The organism is Streptomyces sp. NPDC048257 (assembly GCF_043201855.1).
Classification (GTDB): Bacteria; Actinomycetota; Actinomycetes; order Streptomycetales; family Streptomycetaceae; genus Streptomyces.
In genome coordinates this window covers 32,507-52,405 of record NZ_JBICZI010000014.1, presented here as the reverse complement: position 1 = coordinate 52,405, position 19,899 = coordinate 32,507, and the positions used below count along the sequence as shown (strand labels likewise).

The following is a 19,899-nucleotide window of genomic DNA, read 5'->3' as shown; positions in this document are numbered from 1 at the left end:
CTCCAGATGGCAACTCACAAGCGCTCGCGCCGTTTCAGGTACGTCGCAGTGGGCACGGGAGCCGCCGCAGCGGCCGCCGTGACCCTGCTGGCCAGCCCCTTCGCGGGGGCTGCGGCACCGGCCGAAGGCACGGTGTACGGCCTCGGCGCACCCGGCGCGATCAGCGGGAGCTACGTCGTCATACTCGACGCATCCGCGAACAAGGAACAGCTCGCCCGCAAGTACGGGGGCGAGCTGAAGCGCTCCTACGGCTCCGGGGTCAACGGCTTCTCGGCCTCGGGCCTGAGCGAGACCGAGGCGAAGCGGCTCGCCGCGGACCCGGCCGTCGGCAAGGTCGTACAGAACAAGAAGTTCACCATCAACGCCACCCAGCCCAACCCGCCGTCGTGGGGGCTGGACCGGATCGACCAGACCGCGCAGGCGGGCGACAAGAAGTACAACTACCCCGACAGCGGCGGCGAGGGGGTGACGGCGTACGTCATCGACACCGGCGTCCGCACCACCCACAAGGACTTCGGCGGCCGCGCGACGTCCGGCTTCGACGCGGTCGACAACGACGACAGCGCCGACGACGGCAACGGCCACGGCACGCACGTGGCCGGCACCATCGCGGGTACCGCGCACGGCGTCGCCAAGAAGGCGAAGGTGGTCGCGGTGCGCGTGCTGGACGACAACGGCTCCGGCACCACCGAGCAGGTGGTCGCCGGGATCGACTGGGTCACGCAGAACCACTCGGGGCCCTCGGTGGCCAACATGAGCCTGGGCGGCGGCGCCGACGAGGCGCTCGACGAGGCGGTGCGCCGGGCCATCGCCTCGGGCGTCACCTTCGCCGTGGCGGCGGGCAACGAATCGGCCGACGCCGGGCAGGGCTCGCCGTCGCGGGTCACGGAGGCGATCACGGTCGCGTCGAGCACGATCGACGACGCGCAGTCCTCGTTCTCCAACTTCGGCGCCGTGGTGGACCTGTACGCGCCGGGCTCGGACATCACGTCCGCCTGGAACGACAGCGACACCGGGACGAAGACCATCTCCGGCACGTCCATGGCCACCCCGCACGTGGTGGGCGCCGCGGCGGTCTACCTGGCCGGTCACCCGTCCTCGACCCCGGCCCAGACAGCTGCGGCCCTGACGGGGGCGGCCACCTCGGGAGCCGTCACCAACCCGTCGTCGGGCACGGCGAACAAGCTGCTGAAGGTGGCTCCGTAGTCGGCGGTCCGGGGGTCCGCCCGGCGGGCGGCCCCCCGGACCCTGCGGGCCGGAGCCCCGTATGCTCCGCCTCGTGATCCATTTCAGGGTGGCCGCAGACGGGCCCGGCCCGTTGAGCGCGTGGTTCGAACCGCTTGCCTGGGAGGTGGTTCTCGAACCTGGTGACCACATCCTCGTCGCATGGCCCGACTACAGCCCCGGACCACAGCTCGCCCCGATGCTCTGCCACGAGCCGGGGCGGCTGACGGTCGTGGAGCCGCACTGGGTTCCGGGCAGCGAACCGGGCTACGCGCGGTTCTGGACCTCCAGCGGCGAGGAGATCACGTACTGAGCCGTATCTCCCGGCGGAAGGCGCTCCGGGGGCCCGGGGGGACTCTCGGAGCGGCTCCGGGCTGATCGGCAAGACATCCCTAGGGACGCAGTGCGCGCAGCAGCAGGTCGGCGAGGTGATCGGCGACCTGCTGCGGCGTGAGCGGGCCGTCCGCCCGGTACCAGGTGGACAGGTGGTGGACGGACCCGAAGTGGTAGTCCACCACCAGGTCGGCGGGGGTGGCGCTGGAGAACACCCCCGTACGCTGCCCCTCCTCCACCAGCGCCCGGAAGCGCTCGTGGTAGCGCCGGCGCTCCGCCCGTACCTGCTTGAACTTCTCCGGGCTGAGCTGGTGCATCGACCGGAAGAAGATCATCGCGTCGTCGAGGTTCTCGATGGTGGTGACGACCACGTCGGCGGCCGCGGCGCGCAACCGCTCCTCGACGGGCGCGTCGGAGTCGGCCACCGCGTCCAGGCGCTGCTGCTGGAGCCGCAGCATCCGCGCGTACACCTCGTGCAGCAGGTCGTCCTTGGAGCCGAAGTAGTGGTAGAGCGCACCCTTCGTGACGCCGGCCGCCTCGACGATCTCCTGCACCGAGGTGCGGTCGTAGCCGCGCTCGGCGAACAGCCGGGTGGCGACGGCCAGCAGCCGCTGCGGTACCGGGGCCTCGTGCGTGCCTGCGGGTTCCGTGGTCCTGGCCGCCATGGCGCTGACCTTCCCTTCCTCGTTCCTGCCTGGTCACTGCGACCAGCTGTACGACCGTCCGACTGTTTTCAGCCTCGATCGCGCAGTTCCCGTCGCAGGATCTTGCCACTGGTCGTCTTCGGAAGAACAGGCAGGATCTCGACCTGGCGCGGGTATTTGTACGCGGCGATGCGCTCGGCGCAGTAGGCGGAGAGCTCCTGCGGCTCGGCCGAGGCGCCGGGACGCAGGCTCACGTACGCCTTCACGCTCTCTCCGCGGTACTCGTCCGGGACGCCGACGACGGCGGCCTCGCGGACGGCGGGGTGGGTGTAGAGCACGTCCTCGACCTCCCGCGGCCACACCTTGAAGCCGGAGGCGTTGATCATGTCCTTCTTGCGGTCGACGACGTAGAGCCAGCCGTCCGGGTCCATGAATCCGACGTCCCCGGTGCGCAGTTCGCCGTCCGGGAAGGCCTTGGCGGTGTCCGCGGGCAGGCCCCAGTAACCGGGGACCACCTGCGGGCCGCGGACGGCTATCTCTCCGGTCTCGCCGAAGGGGACCTCGGCGCCCTGCTCGTCGAGGATGCGCACCACGGTGTCGGCGCCGGGCAGGCCCACGGCGAGGGTGCCGGAGGCGGGGTCGACGGGAGCTTCGAGGTGCACGGGCACGGTGGCGCAGGGGGCGGTGCACTCGGTGAGGCCGTAGCCGTTGCGGAGGTAGAAGCCGAAGGCGCTGCGCAGGCGCTCGACGAGCGCGGGCGGGAGCGGGGCGCCGCCGGAGGAGATCACCTGGAACGAGGCGAAGTGGTCCGGGGTGACGCCGGGGTGGGCGGCGAGGGCCATGAAGGCGGTGGCGGGGCCGACGGCGTAGGCGGGGCGGTGTTCGAGGAAGGCGTCGAGGACGGCGCCGGCATCGAAGCGGTGGGCGAGGACCAGGGTGCCGGCGTTGGCGAGGCACGCGGCGAGCTCGCAGACCATGCCGGTGATGTGGAAGAGGGGCGCGAGGGCGAAGTAGGTGGCGCCCTCGGGGAGGGGGTGGGAGGTCACCTGCCGGACGGCGTTGTACGTGAGCGCGCCGTGCGGGTTCATCGCGCCCTTGGGGGTGCCGCTGGTGCCGGAGGTGTAGCTGATGAGGGCGGTGTCGGCGGCGGTGAGGCCCGGGTCGTGCGGCGCGGGTCGCCTGCCGCGGGCCACGGTGAAGAGGTCGGCGGTGGCGAGGTCGGCGGCGTCCGGGCCGGCCGGATGCTCCCGGCCGGCCACCGCGTCCGGCGCGTCCGCCTGGGCGGGCACGACCGGCCGGGCGGGGGCCGTGGCCCGGTCCGCCGCCGGGCCGAAGAGCCGGGGATCGTTGCGCGTCTGGAAGTCCAGGTCCGATGCGGTCAGCACGGTCCGTACGGCGCTGTCCCGCACGGCCTCGCGCAGGTACGCCGTCCACGCGCGGCCGTCGCAGACCAGCGCGGCGGCCCCGGAATCGCCGAGGATGTGCGCGACCTCGCCGGACTTGTACATGGGGTTGAGCGGGACGACGACGGCGCCGGCCTTCCAGGCGGCGAGGACGGCGAGCACGAAGTGCGGGGTGTTCTGCAGCATGACCGCGACCCGGTCCCCGCGACGGACGCCCCGCGCCGCGAGGTGACCGGCGACGGCGTCGGACAGCGCGTCCGCCTCCGCATAACCGATCCGGCCGTCGAAGTAGGCCAGCGCGGTGCGTTCGGGGGCCCGGGCGACGGCCTCGCGGAAGGCGTGCAGCACGGTGGGCGGCGGGGCGACGGGCGCCCGCTGGGCCGCCGCGAGCAGCCCGAGCCATGGCTTGGCGGCGTACAGGGAGGCGCGCGGGGCCTGCGAAGGCCGGGAGGTCTGGGAGGTCTGGGACGAGGTCACCGGGTCTCCCATTTCTGCTGGAGGTGGTTCATTCCGCTCAGCCAGCGGTCCGGCTCGGTGGCGCGGGCGGCGTAGAAGTCGGCGACCTCGGGGTGCGGCAGGATCAAGAATCGGCCCTTCTCCATGCCGTCGAACAGCGCGTCCGCGACCGCTTCCGGCTCGATCGCGGTCGGCGCGAGTACGAGTTCGCCCGCCGAGCCCGCGGCGGTCAGCATGTCGGTGCGCACTCCCTGCGGGCAGATGGCGTGGACCTCGACACCCCGGTGGCGGTAGGTCAGCGAGAGCCATTCTGCGAAGGCGAGCGCACCGTGCTTGGTGACACTGTACGGGGCCGCCCCGATCATGGTCAGCAGTCCGGCGGCCGAGACGGTGGACACGAACCGGCCCCTCCCCCGCTCCAGCCAGTCCGGCAGCAGCAGTCTGGCGGCGCGGACGTGGGCCATGACGTTGGTGTCCCAGGCCGCTTCCCAGACGGCCTCGTCGGCGAAGGCGTCGCCGCCCGAGGCGAGGCCGGCGTTGGCGCAGTAGACGTCGACCGTCCCGCCGAGGGCCTCGCGGGCCTCGGCCACGACCGCCGAGGCGTCGCCCGCTACCGGGATCGCCCGGCCTCCGATGGCGTCCGCGACGGCGGCGGCCTTGAGCGGGTCGAGGTCGTTGACCACCACCGTGGCGCCCTCGGCCGCGAAGCGGTGCGCGAGGGCGGCGCCGATGCCGCCGCCCGCTCCGGTGACGACGACTCGCTGGTTCTGGTACGCGCTCACGGGGTCCACCTCTCGTGCGGCCGGATGCCGGATCGTGGGCAGACTAACCAGTCGGTATGTCCGGAGGAAAGGGGTGCGCCTCATAGCGTGGCGGGATGACGCTGTCGCGACGCGGGGTGCTGGGGCTGGCGGGGGCCATCGGATCGGCGGGAGCGGTCGGGTCCGCAGGGATGGCAGGGGCCGTCGGGACCGCGCCCGCCACAGGGACGGTGGGTACCGCAGGGACGACAGTGGCCACCGGGACCCCAGGGGCGGCCGCCCGGGTGCGCACCGGCTTCGAACGGCTCGCCGCGGGCGGATACGCCGCGCTGGCCGGACAGAAGGTCGGGGTCGTCACCAACCCCACCGGGATCACCGCCGACGCCCGGCACCTGGTCGACGTACTGCACGCGGACGAACGGGTCGACCTGGTCGCGGTGTTCGGGCCCGAGCACGGCTTCCGCGGGACGGCGCAGGCGGGCGGCTCCGAGGGTGCCTCCCGGGACCCGGCGACCGGGCTGCCGGTGTACGACACGTACGACAAGAGCGGGCAGCGGCTCGCGGACGTGTTCACGGCGGCCGGGATCGACACCGTCGTCTTCGACATCCAGGATGTCGGGGCGCGCTTCTACACCTACATCTGGACCCTCTACGACTGCATGCGCGCGGCCGCGCTCGCCGGCAAGGCGGTGGTGGTGCTGGACCGGCCGAACCCGGTGGGCGGCCGGCGGGCCGCGGGGCCGGTACTGGAGCGCCCGTACGCGAGCTTCGTCGGCCGGGAGCCGATCGCCCTCGCGCACGGGATGACGGCGGCCGAGCTGGCCCGGCTGTTCAACGGCGAGTTCCTGACGGACAAGCCGGTCCGGCTGCGGACGGTGGCGATGTCCGGGTGGCGGCGGGAGTCGTTCTTCGGGGAGACGGGGCTGCCCTGGGTGCCGCCGAGCCCGAACATGCCGACCCCGGACACCGCCCTCGCGTACGCCGGCACCTGCCTGTTCGAGGGGACGAACCTCTCCGAGGGGCGCGGGACGACCACGCCCTTCGAGGTGGTGGGCGCGGAGGGGATCGACCGACGGTGGGCGCAGGCCGCGAACGCGCTGGGGCTGCCCGGGGTGTGGTTCCGGGAGGCGTACTTCACGCCGACGTTCTCCAAGCACGTGGGGAAGCTGTGCGGCGGGGTCCGGCTGATCGTGCACGACCGGGAGGCCTTCGACCCGGTACGGGCCGGGATCGGGCTGCTGATCACGGCGCGGCGGGCGTGGAGCGGTTTCGGCTGGCGGGCGGACCACTGGATCGACCGGCTGACCGGCTCGGACCGGGTGCGGACGCTGGTGGACGCGGGGGCGGGCGTGGACGAGGTGGCGGGCGACTGGGCGGCGGGGCTGGCACGCTTCGCGGGGGTGCGCGAGGGGTACCTGCTCTATCCGTGAGCCGGCCGCGTCGGGGGGCTGGCCGGGCGCGCGCAGCAGCAGGATGCTGACTGCACCGTAGGCACGGCGTGGAGGGGGCGTCATGGCGGACATCGGTGGCGGATACGGGGTCGGAGGCGGAAGCGGGCTCGGAGGTGCGATCGGGCTCGGCGGCGGGCTCGGCGGCGGGCTCGATGTCAGGGGCGGGCTCGGGGTCGGGAGCGCCATCGGGGTCGGGCCGTACGCCGAGCTCACCTTCGACTCCGAGGGGGACGTGGACCGGGTCACGCAGGGGACGGTGGCCCGGATGGAGGCCACGGACGTACTGGTCTTCGCGCACGGCTGGAACAGCGACCGGTCCACGGCGACACGGCTCTACGACCGGTTCTTCGCCCCCTTCCCGGGACTGGTGGGGTCGGGGGTGCGCCTGGGCTACGTGGGTGTCGTCTGGCCCGCGATGCGGTTCTCCGACGAGCCGATACCCGACTTCGACCCGCCCGGCGCCCTCCCCGAACCCGCCTTCGGCAGCGCGCTGGACCCCCTCACCCGCCGGGCGCTCGCGGAGTTCTGGCCGGAGCGGCGGGCAGAGCTGGACCGGGCGGCCGAACTGCTGGAGGAGCGGCCGGACTCGGCTGCCGCCTTCATCGAGTTCGGCGCCCTCGTACGCGAGCTGGCGGGGGTGGACGCGGTACCGGCGGCCGTCGCTCCGGAGGTCCCCGCGATCTTCACGCGGGATGTGCTGGAGGTGTGCCGGGCCCTGTCCGTCGCCCTGGTCCGGGCGGGCGCCCCCGCCCCGGCGGACGCCGGCGGTCCGGGTCTCGCGGCCGGCGGCGGGCTGCGCGGCCTGTGGGGCGGCGCCAAGGAGCTCCTGCGGCAGGCCGCTTACTACAAGATGAAGAAGCGGGCGGGCGTCGTCGGCGAACGCGGTCTCGGCCCGGTGCTGACCGAGCTGGCCGCCGCCCGCCCGGCGCTGCGGTTCCATCTGATCGGGCACAGCTTCGGGGCGCGCGTGGTGTCCTTCGCGCTGCGCGCGGTGCCGGAGCGGGCCCGCTACGTGAAATCCGTGACCCTGCTCCAGGGGGCCTTCTCCCACTACGCGTTCGCCGACCGGCTGCCGCACGACAAGGGCAGCGGCGGCGCCCTGCGCGGGCTCCAGCGCAGGGTCGACGGGCCGGTGGTCGCCTGCCACTCCCCGCACGACTCGGCGCTCAGGGTCTTCTACCCGCTGGCCTCCCGGATGGCAGGGGATTCGGCCGGTCTGCTGGGTTTCGACGAGCGGTGGGGCGCCATCGGGCACGACGGGGTCCAGGCGGTCCCGGGCGCGCCCCGGCTGACCCTCGACTCCGTCCTGCGCGAGGGGGTGCCCGCAGCCGGTTGCGTCAGCGTGGACGCGGGCTCCGTGGTCCGGCGCGGCGGTGCCCCGTCGGGGGCGCACAGCGATATCTGCCACGAGGAACTGGCCCGGGTGGTGGTGGCTGCGGGGCGCATGGGGCGCTGAGTTCTGGCCATGTGCCACCCGCACGCCTCGACCGCCCCCGCATGCGCCTGCCTCCGACCGGGCATGTTGGGCACATCGGCGGAGGTGATGGTGTGATGGCGGGATTCCGGAGTCTGGCCTACCAGGTGCGCGACGCGCGCAATGACCGGGCCTTGCGGCGCCATTCGCTGCGCCGCTGCCTGGAGCGGTTCGCGCCGTACGGGCACCGGGCCACGTGGTGGCACCTGTGCGACCGGCACGGGATCGCGCCCGAGGACCGGGGGGCGGATCCGCTGCGGCTGGTCGCCGCGCTGGAGGAGCTGGAGGACGCGCGGGCGGTCTGGCTGGAGTACGAGCGCACGTTCGCGGAGCGGCGCCGGCGGGAGAAGCACCACGGGCTGCGCCGCCCGGAATGGGCGTGGGGCGGGAGCGGGGACGCGGTGGTGCGGTGCGCGGATCCGGGGGTTCGGCCGGAGGGGACGCTGGGCGAGGTGCTTCGCAGGCTGGTGCGGGCGCTGGAGTCGGAGCCCGGCTCGGCGTGCCCGGTCTGCGGGGACCCCGAACTGCGCTGGCCGCAGGTGGCTCCGGTCGGCCCCTGGGCGGGGGCGCTGGCCTGGGACGGGCCGGTGTGCGCGGGCTGCGGGATCGTGGTGCCCAGACCGGCCCTGGCGGACATCCCGGCGGCGGGGGCCGCGTGAGGGCATCGCCACCGGTGGAGGTGCAGGGTTCGCTGCCGGGTTCGCTGCGGGTTTCGCTGCAGGTGGCGGTGAACGGCTCGCGGGGCGCCACGGACGGCCCGGCCGTGCCGATGTCGCCGCAGGCGCTGGCGGAGTCGGCGCTGGCGGCGGTGGCCGCCGGGGCCGGGGAGGTGCTGGTGCACCCGCGGACCCCGTGCGGAGGCGAGAGCCTCTCGCCACGGGTGGTCGGGCCGGTACTGGAGGTGCTGCGGCGCGCGGGGGTCGGCGTAGCGCTGACGGTACCGGCGAGCATCGCGGCCGAACCCGATCCCGCGGCGCGGCTGGAGCGGGTGGCTTCGTGGACGGTGCTGCCGGACCGGGCGCTGGTGCACTTCGGGGAGCCGGGGGCCGGGGAGCTGGCCCGGGCCCTGCTGGCCCGGGGGGTTGCGGTGGACGCGGTGGTGCCGCTGGGTGGCGGTGCCGGGCCGCAGCCACTGGCCCGCTTCCTGGCCTGGCCGGTGCGCGAGCCCGGCCGGGTCCGGCTCTCGGCCGAGCTCGCGTCGGCCGATCCGGCCCTGGTGGCGGGACTGCGCGGGCTGCCGCCCGTACCGGTGCTGCTGTACGGGCGGGACGCGGCCGCCTGGCCGGTGCTGCGGCTGGCCGCGCGGTGCGGTACGGGCGTACGGACCGGCGTGGGGGACGTGACGCACCTGCCCGACGGGCAGCCGGCGCGGTCGAACGCGGAACTGGTGGCGGCGGCCCGGGACATGCTGGCGCAGACAGCTCCTCCACCTCCTGCACCTCCTGCATCCCCGGCACCCCCTGCACCCCCTACAGCCGCGAGCCGGTGAGCCGCTCGCCGAAGACGTCGTCCGGGTTGGACAGCGCGCAGTTCTCCATCGACAGGCAGCCGCAGCCGATGCAGTCCGTCAGGTGGTCGCGGAGGCGGCCGAGCCGGCTGATGCGCTCGTCGAGTTCGGCGCGCCAGGCCTCGGAGAGGCGGGCCCAGTCCTCGCGGTTGGGGGTGCGCTCCTCGGGGAGCTGGGCCAGGGCCTCGCGGATGCTTGCCAGCGGGATGCCCACGCGCTGGGCGGCGCGGACGAAGGCCACCCGGCGGAGCGCGTCGCGGGTGTAGCGGCGCTGGTTGCCCGAGGTGCGGCGGCTGCTGATCAGGCCCTTGGACTCGTAGAAGTGGAGCGCGGAGACGGCCGCGCCGCTACGGGCGGACAGCTGACCGACGGTGAGCTCGTGGATTTTTTCGGGAATCTGCGGCACCCGGCCGAGCGTAGTCGGAGGTCCGTTGACATACGCATACGGCCCCCAGCATGCTGAGCAAGCGCTTATTCGTCCGTCAGCCGTCCGCGAGGGCGTCCGTGAGAGCGTCCGTGAGAGACAGGAGCAGGGCATGGCCGAACCGAGGGTCTTCACGTCCGCCGAGGAGCTGCACGCCGGGATCGGCGAACCGCTCGGCCCCAGCGGGTGGCTGGAGGTGGACCAGAAGCGGATCGACCTCTTCGCGGACGCCACCGGCGATCACCAGTGGATCCACGTGGACCCGGAGCGCGCGGCGGACGGACCCTTCGGTTCCACCATTGCGCACGGCTATCTGACGCTGTCCCTGCTGCCCAGCCTGGTGCCGCAGATCATGCGGGTCGAGGGCATGCGGATGGGTCTCAACTACGGGGTGAACAAGGTGCGTTTCCCGGCGCCGGTGCCCGTCGGTTCGCGGCTGCGCTCCACCGCGGTGATCACCGAGGTCACGGAGGCGGGCGGCGGCGTACAGGTCACGGCGACGGTCACGGTCGAACGCGAGGGCGGCGACAAGCCGGTGTGCGTGGCGGAGTCGGTGTCGCGCTACTACTTCTGATCCTGCCGACCGCTACTTCCGGGGGGCGGGCCGCGCACCCACCATGCGGAGCACGAGGTCGGCGTAGAGTCCGCCGACCTCGTCGGGCGTGCGCTGTCCGGCCGCGCTGAACCAGCGAGCCACGTCGATGCACAGCGACAGGACGGCGAGCGTGGTGCCCGGCACGTCGGGGACGTCGAACTCCCCCGCGGCCACCCCCTCGGCGAGGATGCGGCGCACGGCGGCGTCGCTCTGCCGGCGCAGCGCCACGATCTCGGAGCGGTGCTCCGGAGCGAGGGCGTCGAGCTCGTACTGGACCACGCGCGCGGTGGTGTGGTGCGCCGCGTGCCACCGTACGAAGGACCGGACGGCGGCGTCGAGCCGGTCGGCGGCACTGCCGGGACCGTCGGCGGCGATGGTCAGGATCTCCAGCGCCTTGTCGTGGCCGATCCGGCTGATCCGGTGGAGCAGCTCTTCCTTGGTCTTGTAGTGGATGTAGAGCGCGGCCGGACTCATACCGGCACGGCCCGCGATGTCACGTGTGGTGGTGGCGTGGTACCCGCGCTCGGCGAAGGCGTCGACGGCGGCGACGAGCAGCCGCCGTGCGGCGTCGGGGGTGACCTCGGACCACGGCCGGTAGCCGTCGACCGTATCCTCCGCGCTGTCCATCGCTCACTCACCTCTTCGCCGTGTGGAAGTGAACACCCTACCGGAGGGTGAGCAAGCGCTTAGCGTTGTCGAGCGCGCCGGGCCCCGTCGAGGCGGCTACTTCGGCGCGAAGGGATCGAACTCGGCCATCATCTTCTCCATCCTGGCCTGATCCACCCGGCTGACGATCTGCCCGACCTCCTGGCGGTCGCGGATCACCTTGGCGAGGGTGAAGGCCGAGGTGGTGAGGTACAGGACCGCGATGCCGAGGAAGGCCCGGACCCAGCCGTTCGCCTCCAGGTTGTAGATCCCCACGGCCACGGCGCCGATGGCGATGCCGAAGGAGGCGACGGCCTGGCCGTAGTACGCCCCCGTGCTCTGCTGCTTGACCGGTGTCTCGTTCATGGGTCGAGCATCCGGCGGAACACGGTCGAGCACATCCGCACGCGTACTCATGTGGGGTACTCAGCCGGACCTCACGGGTCCCGGAAGACCGCAGGGGCCCCAGGGGGCGTCCGGGGGCAGCAGGCCAGGGGGCGGCGCAGGCCAGGGGGCAGCGGGCCAGGGGGCCTCAGAAGGCGGAAACCCCGGTGCGGGCACGGCCGATGAGCAGTTTCTGGATCTGGCTGGTGCCCTCGTACAGGGTCATCACGCGGGCGTCGCGCAGCAGTTTGCCCGCCGGGTACTCGTCGATGTAGCCGTAGCCGCCGTGCACCTGGAGGGCGTTGCTCGCGGCGCGCACGGCGGCCTCGGAGGCGAAGAGCTTGGCGGTGGAGGACTCGGTGGCGAAGGACTGCCCGCGGTCGATGAGGTCGGCGACCCGCCAGGTCAGCAGCCTGGCCGCGTCCACGTCGACCGAGATGTCGGCGATGAGCTCCTGGACCAGCTGGTGATGGGCTATCGGCTTGCCGAACTGCTCGCGCTGGGCGGCGTAGGAGAGCGCGGCCTCCAGGGCGGCCTGGGCGATGCCGACGCAGCCGGCGGCGACCGACATCCGGCCCTTGGCGAGGGCGGACATGGCGACCGAGAAGCCCTTGCCCGCGGGGCCGAGCATCGCGGAGGCGGGTACGCGGACGCCGTCGAGGACCAGTTCGGCGGTGGCCTGGCCGCGCAGGCCGAGTTTGCCGTGGATCTCGCGGCGGGTCAGACCCGGGGTGTCGGTGGGGACGAGGAAGGCGGAGACCCCGCGGTGGCCGGGCTCCTCCCCGGTGCGGGCGAAGAGCAGCACCACGTCGGCCCAGGTGCCGTTGGTGATGAACATCTTGCTGCCGTCGAGGACGTACGCGCCCCCCTCGCGCACGGCGCGGGTGGTGAGGCTGCCGGCGTCGGAGCCGGTGCCGGGCTCGGTCAGGCCGAAGCAGCCCAGTGCGTCGCCGGAGCACAGGCGGGGCAACCAGGCGCGCTTCTGCTCCTCGGTGCCCCAGGCGGCGATGGTCTTGGCGACCAGGCCGAGGGAGACGGAGACGATCCCGCGCACGGCGGAGTCGCCGCGTCCGAGCTCCTCGGTGACCAGGACGTAGGCGAGGTGGTCGCCGCCGGAGCCGCCGTACTCCTCGGGGACGGTCAGACCGAGGAAGCCGAGCGCGCCCAGCTTCTTCACGATGGCCCGGTCCACGCTCTCGGCGCGGTCCCACTCGGCGGCGTACGGGACGACCTCGCGCTCGGTGAACTCGCGGGCGAGCCGGCGGACGGCGCTCTGTTCCTCGCTCAGCTCCAGATTCACCGGGCACCTCCGGGGCGGGATCGGCACCTTTAACTAGCACCGGTAGTTTATGGCGGGCAGGCCCTACTATGTGGCGCATGGCCAGACCGCGCAAGCCCCTTCTCAGCCGGGACCGCATCGTCGAGGCGGCCGGCGCCCTGGTGGACGCGGAGGGGCTGGAGGCGGTGTCGACGCGACGGCTGGCGGCCGCGCTCGGGGTCAGCGGGCCCTCGCTCTACAACCACTTCCGCACCAAGGACGAGATCCTGGACGCGGTGGCGGACTCGGTGAGCGCGCGGGTCGACCTGTCGATGTTCGACGACGGCCGGGACTGGCGGGCGGCCCTGCACGCGTGGGCGCATTCGTACCGGGACGCTCTGGCGGACCACCCGAACATCGTGCCGGTGCTGGCGCGCGGGCCGGGCCGCCGGCCGGCCGGGCTCCGGCTGGCGGACGCGGTGTTCGGGGCGATGACGGAGGCCGGGTGGTCCCCGGCGCAGGCGACCCGGATCGGCGCGCTGATGCGGTACTTCATCCTGGGCTCGGCGGTGGCCTCGTTCGCCCGGGGTTTCGTGGACGACCGCGCGGCGTACGACCCGGCGGACTACCCGCACCTGGGCCAGGCCCACCTGCTGGCCGAACGGCAGCACGAGGTGGACGAGGGCGCCTTCGAGACGGGCCTGGCGGCGCTGCTGGACGGGCTCGCCCTCCAGTACGAGGCGTCGGAGGAGACCGCGTGACGCCCGCGTCCCCCTCGGGCTAGAAGACGACGAGGGAGCGGCCGCCCTTGCCCGCCAGCATGGCGTCGAACGCGGCCGGGATGTCGTCGAGCGTGATGCGGTCGGTGACCAGGGCGCCGAGGTCGAGGCGGCCCGCGCGGACGTGGCCGGCGATCACCGGGAGGTCGCGGGCGGGGTCGCTGTTGCCGTAGACGCAGCCGGTGAGGGTGCGGGCGAAGTGGAAGATCTCCAGGGCGTGGAAGGTGACCTGCTGCTCCTTGCCGCCGATGCCGACGACCGTGGTGCGGCCGCCGCGGCGGGTCGACTCCCAGGCGCCGCGGATGGTCTGCGCCCGGCCGACGCACTCGACGGCGACGTCGGCGCCCTGCCCGGCGGTCAGCGCGCGGATCTGCTTGGCGGTGGTGTCGGAGGCGAGCACGAACTCGGTGGCCCCGGCCGCGCGGGCCAGTTCCTCCTTGGCCGGGGACACGTCGACGGCGATGACCGGGCCCGCCTGTGCGATCCGGGCGGCCTGGAGGGCGGCGAGGCCGACGCCGCCGACGCCGAAGACGGCCACCGACTCGCCCGGGCGGACCTGGGCGCTGTGCCGGACGGCCCCGTAGCCGGTGAGGACGGCGCAGCCGAGCAGGGCGGCCTCGGCGAGCGGGATCCCGTCGGGGGCCGGCAGTACGCAGTTGGCCGCGACGACGGTCTCCTCGGCGAAGGCGGCCACGTTCAGCCCGGGGTGCAGTTCGGTGCCCTGCGCGTCGTGCGCGTAGACGGCGCCGACCCCGGTGAGCGCGGTGGCGCAGAGCCAGACCTCGCCGATCGTGCAGTGGTGGCACGCTCCGCAGGACGGAGCCCAGTTGAGCACCACCCCGTCGCCGGGGGCTACGTGGGTGACGCCCTCCCCCACCGCGAGGACCGTGCCCGCACCCTCGTGGCCGAGGACGGCGGGCACCGGGACCCGCATGGTGCCGTTGGTGAGGGAGAGGTCGGAGTGGCATACGCCGGCTGCGGTGAGCCGTACCCGGACCTGCCCGGGGCCGGGATCCGGCAGCACGATGTCCCGTATCTCCAGCGGGGCTCCGACGGCGGGCAGGACGGCGGCGCGGACCATGGTCGTCATCTCGTCTTTCCGGTGCTCAATGCGGGTGCGGCGGGTGGGCGGGGGCGGCGGGGCGTGCGGGGGCGGCGGGACTGGTGGGGCGGATCAGAATTGCAGGGACTTGGTCTGGAGGTACTCCGCCAGGCCGTGCGCGCCCAGCTCGCGGCCGACACCCGACTGCTTGTAGCCGCCGAAGGGCGCGAGCACGTTGAAGCGGCCGCCGTTGATGTCCACCTGCCCGGTGTCCATACGGCGTGCGAAGGCCACGGCCGTCGCCTCGTCGGCGGCCCAGACGGCGCCGCCCAGGCCGTAGACGGTGCCGTTGGCGATGCGCACGGCCTCGTCCTCGTCCTCGTAGCGGAGGATCGACAGCACCGGGCCGAAGATCTCCTCCTGGGCGATGGTCATATCGGGCGTGACGTCGGCGAACACTGTCGGCGCCACGAAGTAGCCCTGTTCCTGCGGCGCGTCGGGCCCGCCGGCGACGAGGCGCGCACCTTCCTCCACGCCCTTGGCGATGAAGCCACGGACCCGCTCGTGCTGCTTGGCATTGACGACGGGGCCGACGCGGGTGCCCGCCTGGCGCGGGTCGCCGGTGGGGTACTCGGCGACGGCGGCGGCCGCGAGCGAGACGGCCTCCTCGTACTGGTCCCGGTGGACGAGCATCCGGGTGAGCGCGTTGCAGCTCTGGCCGCTGTTGTTCATGACGTGGCCGACGCCGGCCGCGACGGCCTTGGCCAGGTCGGCGCCGGGCAGGATGACATTGGCCGATTTGCCGCCCAGTTCGAGGGCGACCCGCTTGACGGCGGCGCCGGCCGTGGCGCCGATCTGCCTGCCGACCGCGGTCGAGCCGGTGAAGGAGACGAGGTCGACTCCCTCGTGCGCGGCCAGGGCCTGACCTGCGACGGGCCCGGTCCCGGTCACCAGGTTGAAGACCCCGGCCGGGATCCCCGCCTCGTGCACGGCTTCGGCGAAGAGCTGTGCGGTCAGCGGAGTGTCCTCGGCCGGCTTGAGGACGAGGGTGCAGCCGGCGGCGAGAGCGGGCGCCACCTTTGCAACGACCTGGTGCAGCGGATAGTTCCAGGGAGTGATGGCCGCGACCACCCCGACCGGCTCCAGCAGCACGGTGGAGTTCCCGATCCGCTCCTCGAAGGCGTACGAGGAGGCGAGTTCGGCGTAGGAGCCGGCCACCGCGATCGGCGATCCGACGTGGACCGCCTTCGAGAAGCCGAGCGGGGAACCGAGCTCGGCGGTGATGGTCTCGGTCAGCTCGCCCTTGCGGGCCAGCAGTGCGTCGCGGAGCGCGCCGATCAGGGCGCCCCGCTCGGCCGGGGGCGTGGCCGCCCAGCCGGGGAGGGCGGCGCGGGCCGCCCGTACGGCCGCGTCCACGTCCTCGCCCGTACCGGCCGGGACCTGGGCCATGACCTGGCCGTCGGCCGGGTTCACGACCTCGATCAGTTCGCTTCCGGCGGCGGGCCGCCATGCGCCGTCGATGTACATCCCGTCGTGGGCCTTCATGGCATTCCTCCCGAGCACGCACGAGCGCGTAGATCCGACCTCGCCAACACCCTACAAACTAGCGTCGGTAGTTTTTATCGGCCAGGGGTGCCGGACGTCAGATGATGCCGAAAAGCATCCCTGCCGCGAGGACCACGAGGGAGGTCAGAGCCGCCCATTTCACGGTGAACCGGGTGTGGTCGCCGAACTCGACCTTGGCCATGCCGACGAGGACGTAGACGGCCGGAACCAGCGGGCTCGACATGTGCAGGGCTTGCCCGACGAGGGAGGCGCGGGCTATCTCGAGCGGGGAGACCCCGTGGGCGGCGCCGGCCTCGGCCAGGACGGGCAGGACGCCGAAGTAGAAGCCGTCGTTGGACATGAAGTAGGTGAGCGGCAGGCTGAGCAGGCCGGTGACGAGCGCCATGTGCGGGCCCATGCCCTCGGGGATGGCGCCGACGAGCCAGTCGGCCATGTGCTTGACCATGCCGGTGCCGGTGAGGACGCCGGTGAAGACGGCGGCGGCGAAGACCATGCCGGCGACGTTGAGGACGTTGTCGGCGTGGGCGGCGACCCGGGCCTTCTGGTCGGGCATGTGCGGGAAGTTGACGGTGAGCGCGAGGGCCGCGCCGAGCAGGAACAGCACCGGGATGGGCAGCAATTCCATGATCATCGCGGTGAGGAGCGCGACGGTCAGGCCGGCGTTGAACCAGTACAGGCGGGGACGCAGAGTGGGGCGGTTCGGGTCCAGGCCCTGGAAGCCGTCCTCGGGGGTGGGCGCGGAGCCCGTCCCGTGCGGGTGCGGTTCGGAGTGCGGGTCGGAGTCGGATGTGGAGATGGAGTCGGAGGTGGACGTGGCGGATCCGGCGGCGCCGTCCACGGAGGTGGACGCGCCCGCGGTGGCCGTGCCCGCGGCTGCCGCGCCGGGAGTGGCCGGGACCAGTTCCTCCTGGGCCGCCTCCGGCTCCGCCTGGCCGGGCATCACCAGCGTGCCGACGCGGCGGCGCTCCTTCACGCCGAGGACGTACGCCAGGACGAACACGCAGAGCAGACCCACCGCGAGGGCCGGGATCATCGGGACGAAGATGTCGGCGGCGTCGAGCTTGAGGGCGGTGGCGGCGCGGGCGGTCGGACCACCCCAGGGCAGGGTGTTCATGACGCCGTTAGCGGTGGCCGCGACGCCCGTCATGACCACGAGGCTGAGGCCGAGGCGCTTGTAGAGCGGGTACATGGCCGAGACGGTGATCATGAAGGTGGTCGACCCGTCGCCGTCGAGCGAGACGATCGCGGCGAGGACGGCGGTACCGACCACCACCCGCATCGGGTCCGCCTTGCAGAAGCGCAGGATGCCCCGGACGATCGGGTCGAAGAGGCCGACGTCGATCATCAGGCCGAAGTAGACGATGGCGAACATCAGCATGGCGGCGGTCGGAGCGAGCTTGCCGACGCCGTCGATGACGTAGTCGCCGAGGTGCGCGCCCTTCCCTGCGAACACGCAGAAGAGTGCGGGGATGAGGACGAGCGCCGCGATGGGCGACATTTTCTTCATCATGATCAGGACCAGGAAGGTCGCGATCATGGCGAAGCCGAGGAAGGTCAGCATGTGGGGAAGGTAGGTGCCCCCTCCTTGCGCCAACAAGACGTCTACGCGTGAGCAATACGAGCAAAACCCCAGCTCAGGGCAGGGGTGCGAGCTCGACGGGGAAGCCGTTGAGCACCGCGGTGCCCGACAGCCGGTCCATGCGGGTGCCGTCCAGCAGCTGGTTGACATTGGCGCCGGGCACCGCGGCGGCCACCGACAGACGTGAGCCGGCGCGGTCGTGACCCCACCCGTGCGGGAGGCTCACCACGCCGCTGCGGACGGCGTCGGTGACCTCGACGGGCACCTCCAGGCTCCCGCCGTCGGCGGTGATCCTGGCCCGCCCCCCGTCGACGAGGCCCAGCCGGTCTGCGTCCTGCGGATGCACCTGAAGGGTGCATCGGTTGGAACCACCGGTGAGGGCCGGAACGTTGTGCAACCAGCTGTTGTTGGACCGCAGATGGCGGCGGCCCACGAGCACCAGGGCGGCGGGGCGGTCGGCGAGCGCCGCGCGCAGCCTGGGGAGTTCGGCCGCGATCGGGTCCGGGAGCAGCTCGATCCTGCCGCTGCGGGTCTTGAGCACGCTCGGGAGCCGGCGCCGCAGCGGGCCGAGGTCGATGCCGTGCGGTGCCTGCCGCAGATCGTCGAGGGTCAGGTCGTAGGGGCCCGTGCGCAGCATCAGGTCGAGGCGCCGTTCGGGTCCGGTGCGGCCGGTCAGCAGGCGGCTCAGCTGCTGCGGGTCGCCGCCGTGGAGCGGTGAGTGGGGGTCGGTGACGGCCCGGGCCAGGCTGTCGGCGATGACGCGCTCGTCGACGGCCTCCGCCGGCGCTCCGTGCAGGCCGGAGACGGCCAGGATCAGGCGCGCGTGGATCTCGCACTCCTCCATGCGCCCCTCCTCCAGCGGGACGGCGGCGGGCGAGTAGCGGGCCTGGTTGTGCACGGCGAACCCGTTGAAGGCGAAGTCGAAGTGCGGGCTCTGCGAGGGCGGCGGCGGTGGCAGGACGACGTGTGCGTGGCGTGAGGTCTCGTTCAGGTACGGGTCGACCGAGACCATGAAGTCGAGGCCGGCCAGCGCCCGGTCCAGCCGGTCGCCGTCGGGTGCGGACAGGACCGGGTTGGCGGCGATGGCGAGCAGCATGCGGATCCGCCCGTCACCCCGGGTCTCGATCTCCTCGGCGAGCGCGGCCATGGGCAACTCACCCTTGACCTCCGGGTGACCGCCGACCCGGCTCGACCACCGGCCGAGGGCAAACCCCTTGCCCGGGCCCGCGGGCCGGACCGCGGGGGCCGTCGCGGAGAGCGGGAAGAGGGCTCCGCCCGGCCGGTCGAGGTTGCCCGTCAGGATGTTGAGTACGTCGACCAGCCAGCTCGCGAGCGTGCCGAACTCGACGGTGCAGCTGCCGATCCGTGCATAGACCGCGGCGGTGGGCGCGGCCGCGAGCTCGCGGGCGAGGGTGCGGATCTCGGCGGCGTCGAGGTCGCATGCGGGTGCGACGGCCTCAGGAGTGAAACTCCCGAGCACGGCGCCGAGTTCCCCGATGCCCTCGCTGTGTTCTTCCAGCGCCCCGGGGGCGGCGAGCTTCTCCTCGATCAGGGTGTGTGCGAGGGCGGCGAGCAGCAGTGCGTCGCTGCCGGGGCGCGGCGCGAGGTGGCGGTCCGCGAGCGCGGCCGTGCGCGTACGGCGCGGGTCGACGACGACCAGGGTGCCGCCGCGGGCCCGCAGGGCCTTGAGCCGGCCCGGGAAGTCGGGGGCGGTGCACAGGGAGCCGTTGGACTCGACCGGGTTGGCGCCCAGGAGCAGCAGGAAGTCGGTCCGGTCGAGGTCGGGGACCGGGATGGCGAAGGGGTCGCCGAAGAGCAGCCCGCTGGACACGTGCTTGGGCATCTGGTCGAGGGTGCTGGCGGTGAAGAGGTTGCGGGTGCCGAGGGCCTTGAGGAGCAGGGGCGGGTAGAGGGCGCCGGCCATGGTGTGGACGTTCGGGTTGCCGAGCACGACGCCGACCGCCTGGGCCCCGTACTCCCCGACCAGGGCGGGGACCGCGGCCGCGATGGCGTCGAAGGCCTCCTCCCAGGTGGCCTCCCGCAGTCGGCCGTCGCGGCGGACGAGGGGGCCGCGCAACCGGTCGGGGTCGGAGTCGAGCGCCCCGAAGGCAGCCCCCTTGGGGCAGATGAAACCCCGACTGAACACGTCCTCGCGGTCACCGCGGGCGCCGGTGACCACGCCGTCCGCGACGGTGAGGGTGAGGCCGCAGGTGGCTTCACAGAGGGGGCAGATGCGCAGGGCGGTGCGGGACATGGGCCCTCCAGGGGCGGCGGTCTGCGGCGCACGGGCACGCGGTGTGCACCGAGCATACCGACCGGTACGCACGGAGGGGAGGGGGTGTGGAGGATCGAGTGGGCACGCGTGTACGCGCCA

19 protein-coding genes are annotated in these 19,899 nt (G+C 73.2%); 8 read left to right on the top strand and 11 right to left on the bottom strand.

The genetic code is table 11. From position 1 onward, the window contains the following. Positions 1-6 precede the first annotated feature (6 nt). Positions 7-1,206 (top strand): S8 family serine peptidase, encoded by a 1,200-nt coding sequence (locus ACGFZK_RS24460; RefSeq protein WP_393850992.1) that lies wholly within the window; start codon positions 7-9, stop codon positions 1,204-1,206. Positions 1,207-1,279: 73 nt separating this feature from the next. Beyond that, the gene (locus ACGFZK_RS24455; RefSeq protein WP_393850991.1) at positions 1,280-1,537 is read left to right on the top strand and encodes a hypothetical protein; all 258 of its coding nucleotides are present in this window, start codon (positions 1,280-1,282) and stop codon (positions 1,535-1,537) included. A gap of 79 nt (positions 1,538-1,616) precedes the next feature. Here ACGFZK_RS24455 and ACGFZK_RS24450 read toward each other — a convergent pair whose 3' ends face one another. The 3 genes from ACGFZK_RS24450 to ACGFZK_RS24440 form a co-directional block, all read right to left on the bottom strand. Continuing rightward, positions 1,617-2,222: a TetR/AcrR family transcriptional regulator gene (locus ACGFZK_RS24450; RefSeq protein ID WP_189973680.1), complete on the bottom strand. Its 606-nt coding sequence runs from the start codon at positions 2,220-2,222 to the stop codon at positions 1,617-1,619. A 68-nt stretch (positions 2,223-2,290) separates the two neighbouring features. Further along, entirely contained in the window at positions 2,291-4,093 is a 1,803-nt protein-coding gene (locus ACGFZK_RS24445; protein ID WP_393850990.1) for a class I adenylate-forming enzyme family protein, read from the bottom strand. Next, on the bottom strand, positions 4,078-4,842 hold the full coding sequence (locus tag ACGFZK_RS24440; protein ID WP_393850989.1) for an SDR family oxidoreductase: 765 nt from the start codon (positions 4,840-4,842) through the stop codon (positions 4,078-4,080). Before ACGFZK_RS24440 ends, ACGFZK_RS24445 begins: the two co-directional genes overlap by 16 nt. Before the next feature lie 95 nt (positions 4,843-4,937). Between ACGFZK_RS24440 and ACGFZK_RS24435 the strand changes: the two genes are divergently transcribed. The 4 genes from ACGFZK_RS24435 to ACGFZK_RS24420 all read left to right on the top strand — a co-directional run bounded on the left by ACGFZK_RS24435 (position 4,938) and on the right by ACGFZK_RS24420 (position 9,235). After that, complete coding sequence (locus ACGFZK_RS24435; RefSeq protein ID WP_393850988.1) at positions 4,938-6,251, top strand: exo-beta-N-acetylmuramidase NamZ domain-containing protein; 1,314 nt, start codon at positions 4,938-4,940, stop codon at positions 6,249-6,251. A gap of 82 nt (positions 6,252-6,333) precedes the next feature. Next, positions 6,334-7,728, top strand: coding sequence for a serine-threonine protein kinase (locus ACGFZK_RS24430; protein WP_393850987.1), 1,395 nt, complete (start codon positions 6,334-6,336; stop codon positions 7,726-7,728). A gap of 95 nt (positions 7,729-7,823) precedes the next feature. Beyond that, positions 7,824-8,405 (top strand): hypothetical protein, encoded by a 582-nt coding sequence (locus tag ACGFZK_RS24425; RefSeq protein ID WP_393850986.1) that lies wholly within the window; start codon positions 7,824-7,826, stop codon positions 8,403-8,405. After that, positions 8,402-9,235 carry a 3-keto-5-aminohexanoate cleavage protein gene (locus tag ACGFZK_RS24420; RefSeq protein ID WP_393850985.1) on the top strand — a complete coding sequence of 278 codons (834 nt, stop codon included), beginning with the start codon at positions 8,402-8,404 and terminating at the stop codon, positions 9,233-9,235. The genes ACGFZK_RS24425 and ACGFZK_RS24420 overlap by 4 nt, the downstream gene beginning before the upstream one ends. Here the strand turns inward: ACGFZK_RS24420 and soxR are convergent. Then, positions 9,216-9,659: a redox-sensitive transcriptional activator SoxR gene (gene soxR, locus ACGFZK_RS24415; protein WP_393850984.1), complete on the bottom strand. Its 444-nt coding sequence runs from the start codon at positions 9,657-9,659 to the stop codon at positions 9,216-9,218. The two genes, ACGFZK_RS24420 and soxR, sit on opposite strands and share 20 nt — an antisense overlap. A 130-nt stretch (positions 9,660-9,789) precedes the next feature. Here soxR and ACGFZK_RS24410 point away from each other — a divergent pair, with 130 nt between their 5' ends. Then, positions 9,790-10,251 carry a MaoC family dehydratase gene (locus tag ACGFZK_RS24410; RefSeq protein ID WP_393850983.1) on the top strand — a complete coding sequence of 154 codons (462 nt, stop codon included), beginning with the start codon at positions 9,790-9,792 and terminating at the stop codon, positions 10,249-10,251. A gap of 12 nt (positions 10,252-10,263) precedes the next feature. Here ACGFZK_RS24410 and ACGFZK_RS24405 read toward each other — a convergent pair whose 3' ends face one another. The 3 genes from ACGFZK_RS24405 to ACGFZK_RS24395 all read right to left on the bottom strand — a co-directional run bounded on the left by ACGFZK_RS24405 (position 10,264) and on the right by ACGFZK_RS24395 (position 12,601). Further along, on the bottom strand, positions 10,264-10,899 hold the full coding sequence (locus ACGFZK_RS24405) for a TetR/AcrR family transcriptional regulator (protein ID WP_393850982.1): 636 nt from the start codon (positions 10,897-10,899) through the stop codon (positions 10,264-10,266). 96 nt (positions 10,900-10,995) lie between these two features. After that, entirely contained in the window at positions 10,996-11,283 is a 288-nt protein-coding gene (locus ACGFZK_RS24400; RefSeq protein WP_393850981.1) for a YiaA/YiaB family inner membrane protein, read from the bottom strand. Positions 11,284-11,449: 166 nt separating this feature from the next. Beyond that, positions 11,450-12,601, bottom strand: coding sequence for an acyl-CoA dehydrogenase family protein (locus ACGFZK_RS24395; protein ID WP_393850980.1), 1,152 nt, complete (start codon positions 12,599-12,601; stop codon positions 11,450-11,452). 77 nt (positions 12,602-12,678) lie between these two features. On the opposite strand from ACGFZK_RS24395, the gene ACGFZK_RS24390 reads away from it, so the two are divergent. Further along, entirely contained in the window at positions 12,679-13,320 is a 642-nt protein-coding gene (locus ACGFZK_RS24390) for a TetR/AcrR family transcriptional regulator (protein ID WP_393850979.1), read from the top strand. Between the two features lie 19 nt (positions 13,321-13,339). On the opposite strand, the gene ACGFZK_RS24385 is transcribed toward ACGFZK_RS24390, so the two are convergent. The 4 genes from ACGFZK_RS24385 to ACGFZK_RS24370 form a co-directional block, all read right to left on the bottom strand. Further along, positions 13,340-14,419: a Zn-dependent alcohol dehydrogenase gene (locus tag ACGFZK_RS24385; protein WP_393851085.1), complete on the bottom strand. Its 1,080-nt coding sequence runs from the start codon at positions 14,417-14,419 to the stop codon at positions 13,340-13,342. Between the two features lie 93 nt (positions 14,420-14,512). Next, a complete protein-coding gene (locus tag ACGFZK_RS24380) occupies positions 14,513-15,925 on the bottom strand; it encodes an aldehyde dehydrogenase family protein (protein WP_393850978.1) in 1,413 nt (470 codons plus the stop codon). Between the two features lie 97 nt (positions 15,926-16,022). Continuing rightward, positions 16,023-17,507, bottom strand: a complete 1,485-nt coding sequence (locus tag ACGFZK_RS24375) for a CitMHS family transporter (protein WP_393850977.1) — start codon at positions 17,505-17,507, stop codon at positions 16,023-16,025. Positions 17,508-17,580: 73 nt separating this feature from the next. Further along, the gene (locus ACGFZK_RS24370; protein WP_393850976.1) at positions 17,581-19,779 is read right to left on the bottom strand and encodes a molybdopterin oxidoreductase family protein; all 2,199 of its coding nucleotides are present in this window, start codon (positions 19,777-19,779) and stop codon (positions 17,581-17,583) included. Positions 19,780-19,899 lie beyond the last annotated feature (120 nt).

What these genes read in the sequence shown, in the direction of transcription:
- ACGFZK_RS24460 (WP_393850992.1), top strand. Translation starts at nt 7, where the DNA reads ATGGCAACTCACAAGCGCTCGCGCCGTTTCAGGTACGTCGCAGTGGGC.
- ACGFZK_RS24450 (WP_189973680.1), bottom strand. Translation starts at nt 2,222, where the DNA reads ATGGCGGCCAGGACCACGGAACCCGCAGGCACGCACGAGGCCCCGGTA.
- ACGFZK_RS24445 (WP_393850990.1), bottom strand. Translation starts at nt 4,093, where the DNA reads ATGGGAGACCCGGTGACCTCGTCCCAGACCTCCCAGACCTCCCGGCCT.
- ACGFZK_RS24435 (WP_393850988.1), top strand. Translation starts at nt 4,938, where the DNA reads ATGACGCTGTCGCGACGCGGGGTGCTGGGGCTGGCGGGGGCCATCGGA.
- ACGFZK_RS24430 (WP_393850987.1), top strand. Translation starts at nt 6,334, where the DNA reads ATGGCGGACATCGGTGGCGGATACGGGGTCGGAGGCGGAAGCGGGCTC.
- ACGFZK_RS24425 (WP_393850986.1), top strand. Translation starts at nt 7,824, where the DNA reads ATGGCGGGATTCCGGAGTCTGGCCTACCAGGTGCGCGACGCGCGCAAT.
- ACGFZK_RS24410 (WP_393850983.1), top strand. Translation starts at nt 9,790, where the DNA reads ATGGCCGAACCGAGGGTCTTCACGTCCGCCGAGGAGCTGCACGCCGGG.
- ACGFZK_RS24405 (WP_393850982.1), bottom strand. Translation starts at nt 10,899, where the DNA reads ATGGACAGCGCGGAGGATACGGTCGACGGCTACCGGCCGTGGTCCGAG.
- ACGFZK_RS24400 (WP_393850981.1), bottom strand. Translation starts at nt 11,283, where the DNA reads ATGAACGAGACACCGGTCAAGCAGCAGAGCACGGGGGCGTACTACGGC.
- ACGFZK_RS24390 (WP_393850979.1), top strand. Translation starts at nt 12,679, where the DNA reads ATGGCCAGACCGCGCAAGCCCCTTCTCAGCCGGGACCGCATCGTCGAG.
- ACGFZK_RS24385 (WP_393851085.1), bottom strand. Translation starts at nt 14,419, where the DNA reads ATGGTCCGCGCCGCCGTCCTGCCCGCCGTCGGAGCCCCGCTGGAGATA.
- ACGFZK_RS24380 (WP_393850978.1), bottom strand. Translation starts at nt 15,925, where the DNA reads ATGAAGGCCCACGACGGGATGTACATCGACGGCGCATGGCGGCCCGCC.
- ACGFZK_RS24375 (WP_393850977.1), bottom strand. Translation starts at nt 17,507, where the DNA reads ATGCTGACCTTCCTCGGCTTCGCCATGATCGCGACCTTCCTGGTCCTG.
- ACGFZK_RS24370 (WP_393850976.1), bottom strand. Translation starts at nt 19,779, where the DNA reads ATGTCCCGCACCGCCCTGCGCATCTGCCCCCTCTGTGAAGCCACCTGC.